This window comes from Burkholderia sp. APQ4-4ca (genome assembly GCF_057837105.1).
Genome location: NZ_JBYQCG010000243.1, coordinates 90,429 through 109,843, shown reverse-complemented (window position 1 = coordinate 109,843; position 19,415 = coordinate 90,429). Strand labels below are relative to the sequence as shown.

The following is a 19,415-nucleotide window of genomic DNA, read 5'->3' as shown; positions in this document are numbered from 1 at the left end:
GCGCGCATTCGGCTCCGGACGAGGAAAACATGAACATCACGCGCTGCTCCGCTTTCTCTTTCTTCCTGATCGCCGCCATGGCCGGAACGGCAGCCGCGCAAACCACCGTGCCCGAGCCGACCGAGCTCGTCAACGCGCAACACTGCATGTTCTGCCACACGCCCGACATGACGTTCCTCGGGCCGTCGTTCCACGACATCGCCGCGCGCTACCGCGGCGATCCTCACGCGGCCGCCGAACTGGAGCGCAAATTGCGCGTCGGCGGCCCCGCGCATTGGGGCGACACGCCGATGCCGTCCGCCATCGATCGCGGCGGGCCGCTGTCTGCCGACGACGCGCATCAGCTCGTCCAATGGGTGTTGAGCCAGTGACCGTGCCCACGATAGTCAAACGCGCTCCTGCCGGCATGGTGCGCGGCAAGCGGGTACGCACCCGGCCCATCTCGCCCGCCAGCCTCGACGACATCCCGCGGCCGTCTCGTCGAGGGCGGCATCCAGCCAGCCATCCGGGCTGCACGCCCGGCGACGCGGACACGTCGTTGCTGCAACGCGCGACCATGCGCGGTATCCGGCTGCAACTCGACTACTGGAAAGCCGAAGCGCGCCTGCAACACGAGCGCATCGGCCACGCCGTCGTGATCTACGGCAGCACGCGCATCGTCGCGCCCGCCGTCGCGAATGCACGGCTCGCCGAAGCGAACCGCCTGCTCGCGCTGCGCCCGCGTGACCCGGCCCGGCGTCGTGCCGTCGCGGTCGCCAGCCGTCTCCTCGAGCACAGCGCGTACTACCGCGTCGCACGCGAATTCGGCCGTATCGTCGGTCATGCCGACCGGCGCACGCGTACGGCGCGCCTCGCGATCGTCACGGGCGGTGGCCCCGGCATCATGGAGGCCGCCAATCGCGGCGCCTACGAGCGCGGCGCCCCGAGCATCGGCTTCAATATCGAGCTGCCGCGCGAACAGGCGCCGAATCCGTACATCACGCCGGATCTGTGCTTCCGGTTCCACTACTTCGCGATTCGCAAGCTTCATCTGCTCGAGCGCGCCAAGGCAGCCGTGTTTTTCCCCGGCGGATACGGCACGTTCGACGAACTGTTCGAGGTCCTGACGCTGCTGCAGACGCGCAAGATCGCGCCGCTGCCGGTTGTGCTGGTCGGCGAAGCGTACTGGCGGCGCGCCGTCGATCTGGCGTTTCTCGCGGACGAAGGGATGATCGACCGCCGCGACCTCGAACTGTTCACCTACTGCGAATCCGCCGCCGATATCTGGCACGCGATCGGCTCCTGGTATGCACGGTGCCGCGCCGGGCGAGCGGCCCGACGAAGCCCTTCGCCGAAGCCGTCCGCCGTGTAGGAATCCGCCGACGGCCTCCGCTCGATTCCTACTACAACTTCGGGACACGCCGATTGAATCGCGCATGCCCGCCAACGATACTGAAATCACGGACAACGGCTCCCGGCATACCGATCGCGAGCCCTCAGGAGAGACGTCATGTCACACGCTACCCAGCCTGCCGATTCGGGCAATCCGTCCGGTCGGTCCGATGCAGCGACGCTCGACACGCTGGCCTTGGTCACCCTCGCCCGCGACGCCGGCATGCTCGTGATCCTCGACGGCCAGATCGGGCGGGAACGGTACGAAAGCGTGACGGGATCGATCGCCACGCTCGCCCGCTTCGCGCAGGCGCTGCAACGTTCGGCGCTCAAGGCTGCATGACACCGGGCGCGGTGGAAGCCGTGCCGCGCGCCGACCCAATGCCGATGAACCCGCCGCTCACGGATCGGTCCGCCCGTTTTGCCCGGATATCCGCTGGATGAAGCGGCGATGAACCTGCCCCGCTCCGGACGCATCGCACGCATGTTCCCGGGTGCGGCGTTGCTCGCGAACTACCGGCGTGCCTGGTTATCGCGCGATCTCTATGCGGGCATCGCGCTTTCCGCCGTGCTGGTTCCGGTCGGCATGAGCTACGCGCAGGCGGCCGGCCTGCCGGCCGTCACCGGGCTGTATGCGTCGATCGCGGCATTGCTCGCCTATGCGGTACTCGGCCCGAGCCGGATTCTCGTCCTGGGCCCCGATTCGGCCTTGGCCGCGCTGATCGCCGGCGCCATCGCGCCGCTCGCCGACCATGATCCGCAGCGCGCCGTCGCGCTCTCCGGCGCACTGGCGCTGGCGGCCGGTACGATCTGCATCCTGCTCGGTACGCTCGGCCTCGGTTTCGTCACCGACTTGCTGTCGCGCCCGATCCAGTACGGGTATCTGAACGGCATTGCCATCACGCTCGCCATCGGTCGCCTGCCCGAGCTGTTCGGCATGACGGCATCGGGCGGCGACGTGTTCGCCAGCGTCCCGCACATCGTGCATGCCCTCGTCGCGCGCCGGTTTTCACCCGCTGCCTGCCTGCTCGGTGTCGGTGTTCTGGCGACCATTTTCTTGATGAAGCGTGTGATACCTCGCTGGCCCGGCGTATTGATCGCCGTGCTCGCGGCGACGCTGGCCACGCGCGTGCTGCAGCCGGACGGCATCGCGGCGGTCGGCGCATTGCCGGCCGGTGCGCCCGCCCCGCACCTTCCGGCCGTCTCGCTCGCCGACCTGAGCGCGCTCGCGTCCGGTACGATCGCCGTGGCGCTGGTGTCGTTCGCCGACATCAGCATGCTGTCGCGTGCGCTTTCCGTGCGTGCTGGCGACACGCCGGACCGTAACCAGGAACTGATCGCATTGGGCGCGGCGAATCTGCTGGCGGGGGTGACGCAGGGTTGCGCGGTCAGCAGCAGCGCGTCCCGTACGCCGGTGGCGATCGCCGCCGGCGCGCAAAGCCAGGTCACCAATCTCGTCGCGGCCGCATGCATCGCGATACTGCTCATTGCCGCGCCCACACTGCTGACGCTCGTCCCGCGCGCAGCGCTGGCCGCGGTCGTGATCTACGCGGCGTTCGGCATCGCCGACGTCCGCAGTGTCGTCCGGCTGTACCGGATGCGCCGCGGCGAATGCCTGATTTCGATCCTGTGCTTTGCCGGCGTGATCGGCCTGGGTGTCGTCCCCGGCATCCTGCTCGCCAGCGCGCTGTCGCTGCTGTCGTTCGTGTGGCGGGCCTGGCACCCGTACGATGCCGTGCTTGGCCGGCTGTCAGGCGTGCGCGGCTATCACGACATCACGCGACATCCGGACGCCGTGCAAACCCCGGGCCTCGTGCTGTTCCGCTGGGACGCCCCGCTCTTCTATGCCAACGTCGAGATCTTCTGCGAGCATCTGCACGCGGCAATCGCGCGCTCGGCATGCCCGGTCACGCGTATCGTCGTCGCCGCGGAGCCCGTCACCGATATCGACGTCAGCGCGGCGGACCGGCTCGTCGCGCTGTGCGAAGAACTCCGCGAGCAACGCATCGCGTTGAACTTCGCGGAAATGAAGGGGCCGGTGAAGGATCGCCTGCGCGCCTACGGATTGTTCGACGTGTTCGGCGCGGCCAGTTTCTTTCCGACCGTGACCGACGCCGTTGCGCATCACGTCCAGCGGAAAGGCGATCACGCGGGCGCGGGCGAACACGGCACGCGTTCCGCGTCATCGCCGCCCGCGCGGAACAAGACGGGCGGCTAGACGCTTGAAGATGGGCGGCCGTCACGCGTATCGCGTCGGGCCGGGCGGCGCGGCCAGCTTCAGCCCGCCGGCCTTACTCGACGACCAGGTCGTCGACGACGGCGCGCACGCCACGCGCGGACCACGCGGCGCCGCGCACGGCCTTGCGTTCGGAGAACGAGCCGACCTTGCCGGACAACCGGACGGTGCCGTCGCGCACCTCGATCGCGATGTGCTTCGCCTCGCGCTCCGCGTGGCGCATGATCGCACGCTTGATGTTGCCGCCGATGTCGGCCGAGCCGACCGCCCCCTGCACGACGATGTGGTCGGTCACGCCGGTCACGCTGCGCATCTGCGAGATCGCGCGCACGGCCAGATGGCTCTGGTATGCCCATTCGACCCGGCCGGACAGCGTGATCCAGCCGTGCTCGACCTGCACCTTGACCGCGTCGTCATGCAGCCCGACCGTCCAGTGCAGCACCGAGCGCACGGCATTCGCGATGTCCTCGTCGGTGCGGACGTCGTCGTTCGGCAGATGCACGGTCATGTCGACGACGAGCGCCTTGACACCGGCCACGCGGTTCGCCGCACGCTCGATCGCGAGTTTCTCCGCATAGCTCGGCGGGTGACCCGAAAGCGTCACGATCCGGTCGGACACCTCGACACCGATCCGTGTCGCGTCGATTGCCGGGTCGGATTCCAGCTCGTCCTGAACGTCCTGTTTCAACTGCTTGTCGGTTTTCATCGTCTGCACTCCCGTGAGCCTCGGCGCGCCTGTCCGCCGTATACGACCAGATTTGCACACGCGCGGCCCGGCGGTGCTGATGCAGGTCAACCGATGCCCAGCGCCGGGCTCCGCGGCTCGTGCCGAAACACGCAGCCGATGCACGCAACCTGACGGGGTACCAGGACGTCGTGGGCCGCGCGCCACTCGATCTCGTCTACGTGGTGCGGACCGCCTCGATCCTCGACATGCCGCCGCCGCAACGCTGCGTGTTCCCGGCCATCGCGGCGGGCGCCATCGCGCAGAACGTTTCGCTCTACTGGACGGCAGCCGGCCTCGGCACGGTCGTGCGCGGCTGGATCAATCATCGCGTGCTCGCCGACGCGTTGCGGCTGAACGAGGACGGCTGCCGATCCTCGCGCAGACCGTCGGATACCGTGCCCGCGGGACGGTAGCGGCGGCGTGAGCGCACGTGGCCGATTGAAAGAAACGGCACGCGGATGGCTCCGTGCGCCGTCGCCCCCTTCGAGCGACGCGTGCCCCGCATCGCCCGGCGTCTGCCTCCCGATCAACTGATCGTCAGCTTCTTCTGCCCGACCGGCGCCTTCTTCGGCAGCGTCAGCGACAGCACGCCGTCCTGATACGCCGCCGTCGCGTTCGCGTCGTCGATCTCGTCGGACAACGAGAACGACCGGCCGATCGCGCCGCTGTAGCGCTCGCGCCGGATCACGCGCTCGCCATCCTTCTGCTCGTTGCTGCGCTCGACCTTCGCATTGATCGTGACGGTTCGGCCCGTCACCTGGACATCGATATCCTCCTTCGCGACGCCCGGCAACTCCGCATGGACCTTGTAGGCGTTGTCGTTTTCCGACACGTCGATCTTCATCGACGCAAGACCGGGGTCGTCCGTCGTCGCCACGCCGCGCAGCGGCCTGAACAGTCCCTGAAACAGGTCGGAGACGGGTTCGATCGAAAACGGATCGTAACGCGTGAGGTGGGTCATGGTTCGCACTCCTCGTACGGTTGACATGCAGCAGCGCTTTCGTCCGGCCAGCGCGGCGCCGTGATGCGGATCGGACTGGCGCGGCATCGCGAGCCGCGCAACGGACGAAGGATCCCTCTGAAATCAGCGTATCCGCTCGCACCGTCGCGCGCTTGATACGCGTCAATGACCCGCGGCGATCACGTACAGAACCGGAAAAATCCGCTGTGAAGCAGGATCGGCCTGCCGTCCATTTCCTCGAGCAGGCAGCGCGCCGCGCGTTCGATCGCGGGGCGATGATGCGCGAATGCGTCGACGAGATCCTGTTCGCGCGGCGATGCCGCCCGGAAGTGATCTTCCAGCGCTTCCGCGGTGATCACGCAGCGCACGCGGCGGCCTTCGACCACGGCCGGAAAGGCCAGCGCCGGGTCCAGACCGCAATACGTCGGCGGTTCGGAAGGAAAAGTTATCTGCATGACGATCCCCTGGGCAGGTTGCGTGCCGATCGTCGCCCGACTCGACCCGGGCGAGCCGACCCGTTATCGGGCACGGCGACGCTAGGCTGCCGCGACGGCAGCAGGCGCGGCATCGTCGCCGCGTACGAGCAGGACCGGGCAACTCGATCCGCGCAGAAACCGTTCGGCTACGCTGCCGAGGACCAGTCGACGGACGCCGCGCCGCCCGTGCGTACCGACCACGGCGAGATCGATCGACCGTTCGACGACATAGCGTTGCAGCCGTTCGGCGATATCCTGGCCGGGTTCGGTCTCGACGATTTCGGTATCGCCGTTGACGGCCGCATGCGAGATGGCCCGTTCCGCGCTTCGCAGCACCGCCGCGCCATCGCGCCGGACCTCGTCGAGCAGGCCATCCGGGCTCATTCGTCCGGCGTACGTGATCAGAAGCGATTGGTCGACGACGAAAACGGCGAACAGGCGCGCGCCGCAGGACCGGGCAACCTTCAAGCCCTCTTGAAGCGCCAGATTCGACGAAGGACTGCCGTCGACGGCGACCATGATGTTCGTGTACATATCGACCTCGCTGGATGACTGGACGCGCCGGTGGCGTTCGGCGTTGTTTCATCATCAACGCTCGCCGGAAACCGGCGTTGACCGACGTCAACGGTTCGAAGCGATATGAGCCGACGCAGAAGGCGCTCCATTATCAAGGGTCGACCGGCGGCGTCGGCGCGCCCGTCGGGCGCTCGTACGTCGCGAAACCGCGCTCGATTTCAAGGATCTTCGACGCGCATGCATCGTATTGCCAGCCGGGGCCGCCATCGGTGCCGTACATGCCCTTGCACATCGCCTTGAGCCGAATCACCGCGCCGCCGTCGTCCGATGCCGTGCGCGACGCCCATAGATAAACTTCGCCGGCGAAATGGGGTTGCGCGGTCTCGATCCGGTCCGCACTGAATCGCGTGACACGGGTCGACGAACGCGCGTCGACGTAGCGCCGTGCGAGCTGCCATGCACGGTCGCATTCAGGCGCCGTCGAACAGTGCAGCGCTGCAGCTTCCCGTGCCGCCCGCAATTGCGTTTCGGTCGACCGGAACGCCGCTTCCTGGCTCATACCGGCGCAAGCGCCCAGCGCGAGCGCGGCGCCGATCGCCCACGTCGGATGTTTCATTGCCCCTGCCTCATCGCGCGGCGACTCGCGCGCCATCGGGCGCCGCGTCGTGCGAGCGCCGGAGTCCACTGTATTGCCGGCAGCGCGAATGAGGTTGACCTGCGTCAAGCGCCGTCATGCGTCGCACATCGCGTGCGTCGCCACGAGACCCTGCTTTCGACGATTCGTTGATTCGATCGGCACGGCGCCGCCCGTAGCATGGGCGCGTCCCCGATCCTCGGCGCCCGCCTCGTTTGCCGCTGACGATTCAATTCCACGCATGCCGCGCCGGGCGCGCGCCGTTCAGGTAGTAGTTGCCGACGAGGTGATATTTCCAGCGCACCGGGTCGTGCAGCGTATGCGTGCGCGCGTTGCGCCAATGCCGGTCGAGATTGTGCTCGGCGAGCGTCGACTGCGTGCCGGCCAGCTCGAACAGCTTCTCGCCCGCGAGCAGCGCGATCTCGGTCGTCAGCACTTTCGCTTCGCCGACCGCGACGGACGCCCGCGCGACATCGTCTTCGGTCACGTCGCCTTTTGCCGCGATCTCGTCGAGCGTGCGCGCCGCGCGTTCGAGCAACGCATCGGCCGCATGCAGCTGGATGTGCAGCCGGCCGATTTCGCGAATCGTCAGCGGATCGTCCACCGCCCGCTCGACGCCGCTGTCGACCCACGGCCGCGTGCGGGTCCGCACGAACGCGAGCGTATCGTCGACGGCCGCCTTCGCGATGCCCGCGTCGATCGCCGCCTGGATGATCTGAGACAGCGGGCCGTTGAGCGTCGGCACGTCCGACACGCGCTGCGCGGGCAGCACGTGCGACGCGGGGATGCGCACCGCGTCGAGCACGACCGTGCCGCTCGCGGTCGTGCGCTGCCCGAATCCCGACCAGTCGTCGATCACGCTCAGGCCCGGCGTCGGTTGCGGCACGTACGCAAGCCACGCCTGCCGCGCGTCGTCGAGCCCGAGCACCGGCACGTAATGCGCGAACAGCGCGCCGGTCGAATAGAACTTCGTGCCGTCGACGACATAGTCGTCGCCGTCGCGGCGCACGCGCGTCTTCAGGTCGAGCACGTGCTTCGTGCCCTTCTCCGAGAATCCGTTGCCGAACCGCTTGCCGCTCAGCACTTCGGCGAAGAAATGCCGCTTCTGCGCGTCGGTGCCGACCAGCGCGATCACGTCGACCAACCCGAAATGATTCTGCGGAAGCTGCCCGAGCGACGCATCGGCCGCGGCGACGATCTTGATCACCTCGGTAAGCGTCACGTGCGACACGCCCGCGCCGCCGTATGCCTTCGGCACCGTGATCGCCCACAGCCCCGACTGCGAGAACCATTCGATCTCTTCGCGCGGCAGCCGGCGTTCGCGATCGCGTTCGGCGGCCCCTTGCGCGACGCGTTGCGCCAGTGCATGCGCCGCCGCGATCGCTTGCGCATCGTCCGCAATCACGCGAGCCACCTGCCGTGGTGCATCGGTGGGCCGCTCCTGAATCGTCGCGCTCGTGTCTGACATCGGGTTCTCCTGTCGAATGACGAAAGCATTCAATCTAGCAGCGCCGCGCGGGCCGGAAAACCGAGCGATTCTCGAAACGATATTCCTTTGGAGAACAAACGACGTCGCGCCTGATACCGGTGAATCGATGTTTTAGCGCCGCAACGGATGCGAGAGCGTCGATGCGTCCCGCGCGGTTGCCGTAATACGCAGCGACGATAACGATCCGAGAATCCGTTATTGGAACGCCCGCGTCGCGCTTCCTATACTGGGCTCCCGGCGCACACGGCCACGCCCTTCGAGGAAATCCGCATGACTTCATCGCACGCAGCTCCCGACCTTTCCACCGGTACCGATTACGACGCGCTCGCGAGCCGGTTCCGACCGATCTTCGAACGTATCGCCGCCGGCACCGCCGAGCGCGAACGCAACCGCGAATTGCCGCACGAGGCGATCGGCTGGCTGAAGTCGGCAGGCTTCGGCGCGATCCGGCTGCCGCCCAGTGCCGGCGGCGCGGGCGCGTCGCTACCGCAGTTGTTCCGGCTGCTGACCGAACTGGCCGCCGCCGATTCCAATTTGCCGCAGGCGTTGCGCGGACATTTCGCGTTCGTCGAGGACTGGCTCAATGCGCCGCCCGAGCCGCAGCGCACGACCTGGTTCGACCGCTTCGCGAGCGGTCAGCTCGTCGGCAATGCGTGGTCGGAGGCCGGCGACGTGCCGCTCGGCCAGACCATCACGAAGGTGTCGGAGCAGAACGGCCGGCTCGTGCTGAACGGCCGGAAGTTCTACAGCACCGGCAGCCTGTTCGCCGACTGGATCGACGTATTCGCGCAGCGCGCGCACGACGGCAGCGACGTGATCGTCGCCGTCGCGACCGCGCAGCCCGGCGTGATCCGCGACGACGACTGGGACGGCTTCGGCCAGACCACCACCGGCAGCGGCACGACGCGCTTCGAGAATGCGGCGGTCGACGCGGACAACGTGATCGATTTCGCGCGCCGCTTCAAGTACCAGACCGCGTTCTACCAGTTGTTCCACGTCGCGACGCTGGCGGGCATCGGCCACGCGATCGTGCGCGACGCGGGCGAGCTCGTGCGCAACCGCACGCGCGTGTACAGCCACGGCAATGCGCAGCGTGCCGGCGACGACGCCCAGCTGCAGCAGGTGATCGGCGAGATCGCGTCATGGGCGTACGCGGCCGACGCGCTCGCGCTACGTGCCGCGCAGCCGCTTCAGCAGGCCTATGAAGCGCGCTTCGGCGGCGACGAAGCGGCCGAGCAGGCCGCGAACGTCGCGGCCGAAATCGAATCCGCGCAGAGTCAGCTCGTCGTGTCCGAACTCGTGCTGCGCGCGGCGACGCGCCTGTTCGACGCGCTCGGCGCATCCGCGACCCGCAGCACGACCGCACTCGATCGCCACTGGCGCAACGCGCGCACGGTGTCGTCGCACAACCCGCTCGTGTACAAGGCGCGCATCGTCGGCGACTGGATCGTCAACGGCCGCACGCCGCCGTTCGTCTGGCGGGTGGGCAACGGCGCGGGCGCCAATGCGAACGCCGGCGCGGAGACGGGGGCCGCGCAATGAGCAAGACCATTCGCTTCAACGCGTTCGAGATGAACTGCGTGGGACATCAATCGCCGGGCCTGTGGGCGCATCCGCGCGACCGCTCGTGGCAGTACAAGGATCTCGATTACTGGACCGACCTCGCGCGCGTGCTCGAGCGCGGGATCTTCGATGCGATCTTCATCGCGGACGTGATCGGCTACTACGACGTGTACAAGGGCAGCAACTATCACGCGCTGCACCAGGCCGCGCAGATCCCGGTCAACGATCCGCTGCAACTGGCCGCGCCGATCGCGATGGCGACCGAGCATCTCGGCATCGGCATCACCGCGTCGACGACGTTCGAGCACCCATACACGTTCGCGCGCCGGCTGTCGACCGCCGACCATCACACGAAGGGCCGGCTCGCGTGGAACATCGTCACGTCGTACCTGGAGAGCGGCGCGAAGAACGTCGGCGATCACGGGCTGCGCACGCACGACGACCGCTATGCGGTCGCGGCCGAATACGTCGAGGTGCTGTACAAGCTGTTCGAGGGCAGCTGGGAGGATGGCGCGGTGGTGCGCGATCGCGACGGCCGCGTGTTCACGCATCCGGAGAAAGTGCACGAGATCGGCCACCAGGGCCGCTTCTTCGACGTGCCCGGCTACCACCTGTGCGAGCCGTCGCCGCAGCGCACGCCGGTGCTGTTCCAGGCGGGCGCGTCGGGCCCCGGCAAGGCGTTCGCCGCGCGGCACGCCGAATGCGTGTTCGTCGCGGCGCCGACCCGCGATCAACTGGCGCGCTACGTGGCCGACGTGCGTGCGCAGGCTGCCGCCGCCGGACGCGATCCGGCGAAGGTGCTGATCTACAACCTCGTCACGGTGATCGTCGACGAGACCGACGAGAAGGCGCAGGCCAAGTTCGACGAGTATCGCCGCTACGTGTCGTACGATGGGTCGCTGGTGTTCATGTCGGGCTGGACCGGCATCGACTTCGGCCAGTACGCGCCGACCGATCCGGTCAGGCGCGTCGAAACGAACGCGATCGTGTCGGCGGTCGAGCACCTGTCGGGCGGCGACACCGCGTGGACGATCGAAGCGCTGGCCGCCTGGGGCGGCATCGGCGGGATGGGCCCGGTGTTCGTCGGGTCGGCGGCGACCGTTGCGGACATCCTGCAGGAATGGGTCGCCGCGACCGACGTGGACGGCTTCAATCTCGCGTATGCGGTCGCGCATGAAACCTTCGAGGACGTCGTGCGTTATCTCGTGCCGGAGTTGCAGCGCCGCGGCGTGTATCCGGCCGCGTATGCGCCCGGCACGCTGCGCGAAAAACTGTTCGGCGGTTCGGCACGGTTGCCGGACGAACATCCGGCCGCGCGGTTTCGCGATATCGAACAGGTGAAGCGCGCGGCCGAGCGGGAAGCGGTCAGCGCGTAACGAAACGTCGGCAAACGTCGAAGCCGGTCTGTCCGCATTCACGCGGCGACCGGCTTCAGTACGAACGGCTTCGTGCAGTGCGACGAAGCCGTTCGTGTTTTCGGGGAGCGGGGACGGCGAGCGCGCCCCGGTCAGTGCTTACGCGGTGCTTCCGTCGTCGATGTCGTGCGCCGTCGGTTCATACCGCACGATCAGCAGAAACACGATCGGCGTGACCGCACTGACCGCGACGACCCAGAACATGTCGGTGCCGAGGCGGGCCTGCAGGATCGGCAGCACGAACAGCGCCAGCGCCTGGCCGATGCCGCACAGCGACCGCCCGAAGCCGACGCCGGTGCCGCGAATCGCGGCCGGATACGACAACGTCGGATAGATCATCATCTGCGCGCCGGGCCCGAAGCCTTCGGCGAACAGCCACGTGCCGAGCATCAGCAACACGACGCCGACCGCGATCGCCCCGTGCGGATGGCCCGCCAGCGCCAGCGCGACGAGTGCGATCGTTTGCAGCGCGAACCCCGCGATCGCGACATGACGCGACGGATAGCGATGCGCGACGCGCATGCCGAGCAAGCCGCCGGTAAACGCGAACAGCACGTTCAACGCCAGCGACGCCGCGATCGTCTCGAACACGCCCGCGCCGAGGAATTGCGACAGGATCGACGGCAGGAAGAACGCGATCGCCGTGTATTCGAACGGGATGCACAGGTTCATCACGCTGGCGACGATCGTGCGCCCCAGATACGGACGCTGGAACAACACGCGAATCCGCACAGGCGGCGGGCTCGGCTCGCGTCGCGCATCGTCCGCTTCGTGCGCGTGAATGCCGTACGACTCGCGCAGGATGCGCGCGGCATTGGCCAGGTCGCCCTGATTCGCGGCCCACAGCGGCGACTCGTTCATGAAGCGGTTGCGGAACAGGATGATGACGAGCGCCGGCACCGCGCCGAAGATCAGCGACGCGCGCCACAGCCAGCCCGCATGCTCGGCCGGCAGCAGGAAATACAGGCCGAAGATCAGCAGGAAGCACACCGACGACGCGACGTACCACATCGGGCACCACGCGGCGAGCCGCGACGCCTTGTTGCCGCGGCCGTTGAACTTCGAGAATTCCGCGAGAAACGCCATCGCGACGGGCAGGTCGATGCCGACGCCGAGTCCCATCACGAAGCGCGCGGCGATCAGCACCCAGACGTTCGGCGCGAGCCCGGCCGCGATCGCCGCGACCACGAAGAACAGCATGTCGGCCATGAACACCTGGTAGCGGCCGATCCGGTCGGTCAGCCAGCCGCCGATCAGGCTGCCGAAGATCGTGCCGATCATGATCGCCGACCCGACCAGCCCGGTCAGCGCGGGCGTCAGGCCGAATTCGCGCGCGACGTCGTCGATGCCGTAGGACAGCGTCGTCAGGTCGTACGCGTCGAGAAACACGCCACCGAGCGCCAGCAGCACGATCATCCGCGCGTGGCTCACCGAACTGTCCACCGTATTGATCAGGCGCGCGACGTCGCTGGCCGAGCGGATGGGAGAAGAAACCGGCGTGACCGGGCTCAGATCGATCGAACTCATCGGATTCCTTAGTTTGATGCCGAATACATGGCAAGGTCGTCGTGAAGCCGGAAACCAGGCGGGCGCCTTGTCGGCTATCGCGGCGTCGAGCGTATTCGGCCCGCTGCCGTCGACTTCCGGCAGCGGAAATTCTGTTCCCTCGATCCGGTAATCCCAAGCGATATAAACCGATAAATTAATCGGCGTACGTCATAAAGTTGCGCGGGCGGTGCTTAGCGGCAGCATGCATGTGCAATCGCGAATTCCTTCGTTAGTGAATCGCCTGCGCTTCGTTACATTAGCCGGTCACTTACCTGTTTGCGGCGCGTTGCCGCTCGCGCGCGAGTGCTAAATGATTGCCTCCCCTTCCGTCCGCGGTTTCACGCTCGACGATATTCGCGGCTTTCTGGACTGCATGCTGCTGATCGAGGGCACGCGGTCGTGCGACCAGATCGCCGATCTGGAGAAGCGGCGCGACACGCATCGCATCGCGTCAATCGTCGAAGGTCCCCTGATATTCCGGCGCGGCATCCGCGCGCGTGTTCAGTTCGAACATCACGCCGCCCGGCGCGCGGCAAAAGAAGCGCGAGCCGCGCCCGTTGTTGAAGACATCCGTCTCCATCGCGACGCCCTCTTCCTTGAAACGCGCGAACAGCGCATGCACGGCATCGAGGCTCGGCAGTTCGAAGCCGACGTGGAAGTTGGTCGGCCACGCGGGCACGCCGTCGCCGACGTGATCGATCACGACGTCGAAGCCCGGACGCTTGAGGATCCAGGATTTGTCCCAGCTTCCCGCGATCGTGAAGCCGAGGTATCGCTCGAAGAACCGGGCCGTCGCCAGCGTGTCGGCAGAGGGGAAGCTCAGGTGGTTGAGTTTCATCGTGTGTGTCGTTTCGGTCATGGTCGCGCGCTCCGATGCGGTGGTGGGCGAAGGCTCCATGCCGTGCCGCCCGAGGACTTCAGAATACGAGCGGAAGCTCGCATTCCACAACTCGCATTCGACGTTCCGCCGGAACCGCGTGAAACCCTTGTCGCACCGCCCGTTGCGGGAGGGCGACGATTGCGACGGATCGCATGACTCGCATTCGCGACAGCCTCGTCGATGCGAGGCACCCGATCGGCCGACGACATCAAACGACGACGGCCCGGGATTCGCGAACGAACCCCGGGCCGTCGATCGACAGCGGTGTCCGGCTGTACATCCGTTGCCCGGCACCGCGCATCGCTCAACGCGACGCGACCTGCATCAGAACTGATAACCCGCGCCGACCACCGCGCCGAAGTCCGACCGCGTGTTGCCCGTCACCGATGCCTTGACGACCCAGCGGTTGCTCTCCGTCACGTACGAGTAGCCGGCCGCGAAGCCCTGCTGGCCGTGATAGTTCGACGTCGCCGCCGACACCATCGAGCGCCCCGCGCCGGTCGGCCGCGGCAAGCCGGCCACCGCCATCGCCGACGCGACGCCGCCGTACATGTCCTTCTTCAGGTCGAGCGCAGCGATGATACTGGCCGAACGTGGCGCGGTCTTTAAAAAATCAAATCGGCGGCGGCACGCCGATTGCTCGTCGCCCGAACCGCATCAGGGAGCCGGCGCAGCCGGGCATCGACGTGACACGCACATCCGGCAGGATTCACATCGGCATTTCGGGCTGGCGCTACCCCGGCTGGCGCGGGACGTTCTACCCGCCCGACCTGAAGCAGGCCAGCGAGTTGCGGTATGCATCGGCCCACATGCAGACGATCGAAATCAACGGCACGCACTACAGCCTGCAAGCGCCCGACAGCTGGCGGCGCTGGTATGCCGACTCGCCGCCCGGGTTCGTGTTCAGCGTGAAAGGCTCGCGCTACCTGACGCACATGCTGCGCTTTCGCGGCGAAACGGCCACGATCGCGTGCGCGAATTTTTTCGCGCAGGGGCTGTTCGCGCTGAAGGACAAGCTCGGGCCGCTGCTGTGGCAATTCCCGCCGTCGCTGCGGTTCGATCCGGCGCATATGGAGCGCTTCCTGAGCCTGCTGCCGCCCGACACGGAAGCCGCGCTCGCGCTCGCCCGACGGCACGATGCGCGCGTCCGCGAGCCGTATCTGCGGATCGACCGCAAGCGCGCGTTGCGTCACGCGGTGGAAGTACGGCACGAGAGCTTCGTCGATCCGGCGTTCGTGAAACTGCTGCGCCGCCACAAGGTCGCGCTCGTCGTGTCGGATTCGACCGAGGCGTGGCCGCAGCTCGAGGATCTGAGCGCGCGGTTCGTCTATATCCGGCTGCACGGTACTGAAACGAAGTATTCGGGTGAATACACCGATGCGGCGCTCGAACGATGGGCACGCAGAATCGAAACCTGGAGCCGGGGCGCGCAGCCCGACGATGCGCGTCTCGCCGCACCGGCGCTAAAACCGCCTCGGGCGGCGACGCGCGACGTGTACTGCTATTTCGACAACGACACGAAAACGCAGGCGCCGTTCGATGCCGGGCGGCTCATGGCCCGGCTCGGGCTGCATGCGCCCGATGCGGTGTCCGAATGAAACGCTCGGCAAGCTGCGGCCGGCGGGCGTGCCAGCCGGCCCGCCGAAGCCAGGCCAGGCCAGGTCCGCCAGATGCTTCTATGCTTACGGATAGTGCCCCTCATCGCGCCCGTCGCGCGCCCGGTAAATTTTGCACGACCGATAGCCGGCGCCATGGGCCAAAACTGCAAGGAGAAAAAGCGATGACCCTGCTTATCTACCTGGTCGGATGGATCATTTTCATCGGCGGCGTCGCGTGGGGTTTGATGACGCTGCACGTCTCCCAGCACATCATCGAGATCGTGGCCGTCATCCTGTTCGGCATCGCGGTCATCACCGGCGCGACACGCGCCCGGAATCGCGACCGGTCGTAGCGCGGCGTGCTGCGCAGTCCGTAGAAGGTGAAGCCGGCGACCGTCGCGCGCGTGACGGCGGCGATCCGCGAACTCGGCTATTGGTCGAACCTGGCCGCGCGCGCTCGCCGAGGGCCGTACGTCGACGCTCGCGACCGGCATTCGCGCGCTGGCCGCCGAACGCGCGCCGTGCAGCCGGGTCACCTCTGCCCGCGCCGCATCCTGAGCGTCGCCGACGGCGATTCCCCGAACGCGCGCTTGTACTCGATCGCGAACCGCCCGAGGTGCGCGAAGCCCCATTTCAGCGCGACGTCGGTGACCGACGCGAGTCCCGGCGTGTCGTCGGCCAACAGTTCATCGCGTACATGTTGCAGCCGCAACTGCCGCACGAAGCCCATCGGCGTGATCCCGTGGCGATTGCGAAAGCCGGCGAACAGCGTGCTCGGACTCACGCCGGCGAGTTCGGCGAGCCGTTCGATCGTCAGCGGCTCGTCGAGATGCGCGCGGATGTATTCCTCGACGCGCCGCACGTAGAACGGCGCGAGTGGTGCCGGCGCGGGACGTGTGCCGTTGCGCGCGGTATTCGGTTGGCCGTACAGCAGCAGGTTCAGCAGCGTCGATTCGAGTTGCTCGAAAGCGAGCGGATGGCGCAGCGGATGGCCGTCCGTCGCGATCGCGTCGGCCAGCATCGGCAACATTTGCGCGAGGCAGGCCCCCTGCTGCGACGCCAGGCTGAACGCCGGCTCGAACTCCACCGGTGCGCGCCGGTCCCCGCCGAAATGGCGCTGCGCATGCCGTTCCATCACGTCGCGCTCGATACGCAGGATGACTTGCGGACACGCTTCGCCCCATCGCATCCGGAGCGGCAGCGTGGGCGACAGCAGCGACGCCGTGTCGGGCGACGACACGAAGCGCGTCGCGCCGCATTCGATCTCGGCGTCGCCGCGCAGCGGAATCTGCAACAGATAGAAATGCTCGAGCGGCCCCGGTTCGATCGACACCTCGCCGCCGTAATCGAGCAGGTTCAGCGACAGGTTGCCCCAGCGCGCATGGTGCATGCAGCTGTGCAGCACGCGCGATTCGCCGGTCGGCGTGAGTCGATGCGGCTTGAAGACGTCCGCCACGCGCGCACGCACCTCGTCGACGTCGTTCGACTCCAGCAGCAGCGTGCCGTGATTGAAACAGGCGGCGTCACCCAGCCAGCCGGTTTCGGAAAATTGCGCCATCGAAGTTCTCCCGTCGTGCTCGATCGCACTCGCGCCGTGCATGCATTCCCGATATCGGGGAATGCGCCGCACGATCCGGACAGTGCCCGGAGTATCCGGACAATCCGTCCGATGAAACACGCAAGTCCCGCGCAAGCCACGCAAGAAGCGGACCGTTCGCGCATCGTAGAAAACTGTGCGGGCTGTCCGCATCCGCACATACCCGCAGTCGGCCCCGGCCCGCCGGCCCGCGGCGGCCGCTGCCGCAGGTTTCCGGAATTCGCGGATACCGGCCGAAGAAAGCGGATAGAAACGCCCATTTCGGCCGCCAATACTGGGCCGTCATCGAAACCAACCGCATGGAGGGACACATGAACGGACGTCACATCGAGATTCCAGCGCCGGACGGCGGCGCGTTCCGCGCGTACCTGAGCACGCCGGCCGGCGGCACGGGGCCGGGCCTCGTGCTCTGTCACGAGATCTTCGGCGCGAACGCGACGATGCGGGATGTGGCCGACTACTACGCCGAGGAAGGCTATACGGTGGTCGTGCCGGACCTGTTCTGGCGCCAGTCGCCGGGCATCGAACTCGGCTACACGGCGGCCGATTTCGAGCGCGCAATGGCCCTTTATCGCGCATTCGACGAAAACAAGGGTGTCGACGACGTCGGCGCCGCGCTGGACGCGCTCCGCCGGCGACCGGAATGCACGGGCGAGGCCGGCGTGCTCGGCTACTGCCTCGGCGGCAAGCTCGCGTATCTCGCCGCGTGCCGGCTGCCGGGCGTGGCCGCGGCGGTCAGCTACTACGGCGTGGGCATCGAGCATGCGCTGGACGAAGCCGCGCACCTGCGTGGACGGCTCGTGCTGCAGATCGCCGCGCAGGACCGCTTCTGCCCGCCCGACGCGCGGCAGCGCATCGCGGATGCGCTGTCCGGCCGCGACGGCGTCGAAGTGTACGTCTACCCCGGCGTCGATCACGCATTCGCCCGCGCCGGCGGCGATCATTACGACCAGCCCGCCACCATCATGGCCCACCAGCGCGCGATCGCCGCGTTCCGCGCCGCGCTCGGCCCGCGCTACGACCTGTCCGCGCTGTGGGAAACGCACCTGCAGCACGAGTTCGACACGCGCAACGTCGACGCGACGATGGCCACGATGGTCGCCGAGCCGTACGTCAACCATATTCCGACGCTGACGGGCGGCGTCGGCCACGACGAACTCAAGCGCTTCTACACGCATCACTTCGTGCATGCGAATCCGCCCGACACGACGATCACGCCGATCTCCCGCACGATCGGCGCGAGCCAGATCGTCGACGAGCTGCTGTTCTGCTTCACGCACACCACCGAGATCGACTGGATGCTGCCGGGCGTCGCGCCGACCGGCAAGCGCGTCGAGATTCCGCTCGTCGCGATCGTGAAGTTTCGCGGCGACAAGCTCTATCACGAGCACATCTACTGGGATCAGGCGAGCGTGCTCGTGCAGATCGGTCTGCTCGCCCCCGCCGGCCTGCCGGTCGCGGGCGTCGACACGGCCCGCAAGCTGCTCGACGTGACCGTGCCGTCGAACGGCCTGATGCGCCGCTGGCGCGATAGCGCGCCGTCCACGGGTGCGCGCTGACGCGCCCCCAAACCCTCACCCCCACGATTCCCGGAGACATCCCATGAATGCCCTTGCTGGCAAAGTCGCGCTCGTCACCGGCGGCGCCACGCTGATCGGCGCCGCAGTCGCGCAGGACCTGAGCCGCGCCGGTGCGTGCGTCGCGATCCTCGATCTCGATGCGGACAACGGCGCACGCGTGGCCGCATCGCTCGGCGAACGGGCGCTGTTCATCGCGCTCGACATCACCGACGACCGCGCGATCGAGCGCGCGGTATCGGCGATCGTCGAACGGTTCGGCGCGATCGACGTGCTCGTCAACCTCGCATGCAGCTATGTCGACAACGGCATCCACGCGACCCGCAACGACTGGCTCGCGGCGATGGACGTCAACGTCGTGTCGGCCGCAATGCTCGCGAAGGCCGTGCATCCGCACATGGCCCGGCGCGGCGGCGGCGCGATCGTGAACTTCAGCTCGATCTCCGCGCAGTGCGCGCAGACCGGCCGCTGGCTGTATCCGACCTCCAAGGCCGCGATCCGCCAGCTCACGCGCAGCATGGCGATGGATCTCGCGCCCGACCGGATTCGCGTCAACTCGGTGTCGCCCGGCTGGACCTGGTCGCGCGTGATGGACGAGCTGACGCACGGCGACCGCGCGAAAACCGATCGCGTCGCCGCGCCGTTCCACCTGCTCGGCCGCGTCGGCGATCCGTCGGAAGTCGCGCAGGTCGTCACGTTCCTGTGCAGCGACGCGGCGAGCTTCGTGACGGGCGCCGACTACGCGGTGGACGGCGGCTACGCCGCGATGGGTCCCGAACAGGCGGTGCCGGCGATTCCGCGCCTCGCGGAGTGACTGCTCCGCGTCG

19 protein-coding genes and 4 pseudogenes are annotated in these 19,415 nt (G+C 67.5%); 13 read left to right on the top strand and 10 right to left on the bottom strand.

What is annotated here, in order from left to right; genetic code table 11:
• Positions 1 to 29 precede the first annotated feature (29 nt).
• From AC3IFE_RS33010 to AC3IFE_RS32995, 4 genes are all read left to right on the top strand, one after another.
• The gene (locus AC3IFE_RS33010; protein ID WP_301737036.1) at positions 30 to 371 is read left to right on the top strand and encodes a c-type cytochrome; all 342 of its coding nucleotides are present in this window, start codon (positions 30 to 32) and stop codon (positions 369 to 371) included.
• Positions 353 to 1,351, top strand: coding sequence for an LOG family protein (locus AC3IFE_RS33005; protein WP_489194524.1), 999 nt, complete (start codon positions 353 to 355; stop codon positions 1,349 to 1,351). Before AC3IFE_RS33010 ends, AC3IFE_RS33005 begins: the two co-directional genes overlap by 19 nt.
• A gap of 138 nt (positions 1,352 to 1,489) precedes the next feature.
• On the top strand, positions 1,490 to 1,714 hold the full coding sequence (locus tag AC3IFE_RS33000; RefSeq protein ID WP_089471417.1) for a hypothetical protein: 225 nt from the start codon (positions 1,490 to 1,492) through the stop codon (positions 1,712 to 1,714).
• Between the two features lie 108 nt (positions 1,715 to 1,822).
• Positions 1,823 to 3,589 carry a SulP family inorganic anion transporter gene (locus AC3IFE_RS32995; protein ID WP_489194522.1) on the top strand — a complete coding sequence of 589 codons (1,767 nt, stop codon included), beginning with the start codon at positions 1,823 to 1,825 and terminating at the stop codon, positions 3,587 to 3,589.
• 73 nt (positions 3,590 to 3,662) lie between these two features.
• Here AC3IFE_RS32995 and AC3IFE_RS32990 read toward each other — a convergent pair whose 3' ends face one another.
• Positions 3,663 to 4,313: a BON domain-containing protein gene (locus AC3IFE_RS32990; RefSeq protein WP_027809190.1), complete on the bottom strand. Its 651-nt coding sequence runs from the start codon at positions 4,311 to 4,313 to the stop codon at positions 3,663 to 3,665.
• Between the two features lie 107 nt (positions 4,314 to 4,420).
• Here AC3IFE_RS32990 and AC3IFE_RS32985 point away from each other — a divergent pair.
• Positions 4,421 to 4,758: pseudogene (locus tag AC3IFE_RS32985) on the top strand (nitroreductase family protein); the annotation flags it as partial.
• Between the two features lie 102 nt (positions 4,759 to 4,860).
• Here AC3IFE_RS32985 and AC3IFE_RS32980 read toward each other — a convergent pair.
• From AC3IFE_RS32980 to AC3IFE_RS32960, 5 genes are all read right to left on the bottom strand, one after another.
• On the bottom strand, positions 4,861 to 5,295 hold the full coding sequence (locus AC3IFE_RS32980) for an Hsp20/alpha crystallin family protein (RefSeq protein WP_301737037.1): 435 nt from the start codon (positions 5,293 to 5,295) through the stop codon (positions 4,861 to 4,863).
• Between the two features lie 179 nt (positions 5,296 to 5,474).
• Positions 5,475 to 5,750, bottom strand: a complete 276-nt coding sequence (locus tag AC3IFE_RS32975) for a DUF1488 family protein (protein WP_089471420.1) — start codon at positions 5,748 to 5,750, stop codon at positions 5,475 to 5,477.
• Between the two features lie 81 nt (positions 5,751 to 5,831).
• On the bottom strand, positions 5,832 to 6,305 hold the full coding sequence (locus tag AC3IFE_RS32970) for a universal stress protein (RefSeq protein ID WP_089471421.1): 474 nt from the start codon (positions 6,303 to 6,305) through the stop codon (positions 5,832 to 5,834).
• 133 nt (positions 6,306 to 6,438) lie between these two features.
• Entirely contained in the window at positions 6,439 to 6,903 is a 465-nt protein-coding gene (locus tag AC3IFE_RS32965) for a hypothetical protein (RefSeq protein WP_301737038.1), read from the bottom strand.
• A gap of 247 nt (positions 6,904 to 7,150) precedes the next feature.
• Positions 7,151 to 8,389 carry an SfnB family sulfur acquisition oxidoreductase gene (locus AC3IFE_RS32960; protein ID WP_301737039.1) on the bottom strand — a complete coding sequence of 413 codons (1,239 nt, stop codon included), beginning with the start codon at positions 8,387 to 8,389 and terminating at the stop codon, positions 7,151 to 7,153.
• A gap of 291 nt (positions 8,390 to 8,680) precedes the next feature.
• On the opposite strand from AC3IFE_RS32960, the gene AC3IFE_RS32955 reads away from it, so the two are divergent.
• Positions 8,681 to 9,952, top strand: a complete 1,272-nt coding sequence (locus tag AC3IFE_RS32955; RefSeq protein WP_489194518.1) for an acyl-CoA dehydrogenase family protein — start codon at positions 8,681 to 8,683, stop codon at positions 9,950 to 9,952.
• Positions 9,949 to 11,349: an LLM class flavin-dependent oxidoreductase gene (locus AC3IFE_RS32950; RefSeq protein ID WP_489194516.1), complete on the top strand. Its 1,401-nt coding sequence runs from the start codon at positions 9,949 to 9,951 to the stop codon at positions 11,347 to 11,349. The genes AC3IFE_RS32955 and AC3IFE_RS32950 overlap by 4 nt, the downstream gene beginning before the upstream one ends.
• A 138-nt stretch (positions 11,350 to 11,487) precedes the next feature.
• Here the strand turns inward: AC3IFE_RS32950 and AC3IFE_RS32945 are convergent, their stop codons facing one another.
• A complete protein-coding gene (locus AC3IFE_RS32945; RefSeq protein WP_489194514.1) occupies positions 11,488 to 12,915 on the bottom strand; it encodes an MFS transporter in 1,428 nt (475 codons plus the stop codon).
• A gap of 355 nt (positions 12,916 to 13,270) precedes the next feature.
• Between AC3IFE_RS32945 and AC3IFE_RS32940 the strand changes: the two are divergent.
• Positions 13,271 to 13,369 (top strand): annotated as a pseudogene (locus AC3IFE_RS32940) (MerR family transcriptional regulator); the annotation flags it as partial.
• Between the two features lie 18 nt (positions 13,370 to 13,387).
• Here AC3IFE_RS32940 and AC3IFE_RS32935 read toward each other — a convergent pair.
• Together AC3IFE_RS32935 and AC3IFE_RS32930 are read right to left on the bottom strand one after the other, a co-directional pair.
• Complete coding sequence (locus AC3IFE_RS32935; RefSeq protein WP_179233570.1) at positions 13,388 to 13,795, bottom strand: VOC family protein; 408 nt, start codon at positions 13,793 to 13,795, stop codon at positions 13,388 to 13,390.
• 345 nt (positions 13,796 to 14,140) lie between these two features.
• Positions 14,141 to 14,383: pseudogene (locus AC3IFE_RS32930) on the bottom strand (YadA-like family protein); the annotation flags it as partial.
• 119 nt (positions 14,384 to 14,502) lie between these two features.
• Between AC3IFE_RS32930 and AC3IFE_RS32925 the strand changes: the two are divergent.
• From AC3IFE_RS32925 to AC3IFE_RS32915, 3 genes and pseudogenes are all read left to right on the top strand, one after another.
• Positions 14,503 to 15,414, top strand: a complete 912-nt coding sequence (locus tag AC3IFE_RS32925) for a DUF72 domain-containing protein (RefSeq protein ID WP_489194512.1) — start codon at positions 14,503 to 14,505, stop codon at positions 15,412 to 15,414.
• 182 nt (positions 15,415 to 15,596) lie between these two features.
• Positions 15,597 to 15,767 carry a hypothetical protein gene (locus AC3IFE_RS32920; RefSeq protein ID WP_006397039.1) on the top strand — a complete coding sequence of 57 codons (171 nt, stop codon included), beginning with the start codon at positions 15,597 to 15,599 and terminating at the stop codon, positions 15,765 to 15,767.
• A gap of 24 nt (positions 15,768 to 15,791) precedes the next feature.
• Positions 15,792 to 15,900 (top strand): annotated as a pseudogene (locus tag AC3IFE_RS32915) (LacI family DNA-binding transcriptional regulator); the annotation flags it as partial.
• A 46-nt stretch (positions 15,901 to 15,946) separates the two neighbouring features.
• On the opposite strand, the gene AC3IFE_RS32910 reads toward AC3IFE_RS32915, so the two are convergent.
• Positions 15,947 to 16,972: an AraC family transcriptional regulator gene (locus AC3IFE_RS32910; RefSeq protein WP_489194508.1), complete on the bottom strand. Its 1,026-nt coding sequence runs from the start codon at positions 16,970 to 16,972 to the stop codon at positions 15,947 to 15,949.
• A gap of 350 nt (positions 16,973 to 17,322) precedes the next feature.
• Here AC3IFE_RS32910 and AC3IFE_RS32905 point away from each other — a divergent pair, with 350 nt between their 5' ends.
• Together AC3IFE_RS32905 and AC3IFE_RS32900 are read left to right on the top strand one after the other, a co-directional pair.
• On the top strand, positions 17,323 to 18,570 hold the full coding sequence (locus AC3IFE_RS32905; protein WP_489194506.1) for a dienelactone hydrolase family protein: 1,248 nt from the start codon (positions 17,323 to 17,325) through the stop codon (positions 18,568 to 18,570).
• A 43-nt stretch (positions 18,571 to 18,613) separates the two neighbouring features.
• Positions 18,614 to 19,402 (top strand): SDR family oxidoreductase, encoded by a 789-nt coding sequence (locus AC3IFE_RS32900; protein WP_089471430.1) that lies wholly within the window; start codon positions 18,614 to 18,616, stop codon positions 19,400 to 19,402.
• Positions 19,403 to 19,415 lie beyond the last annotated feature (13 nt).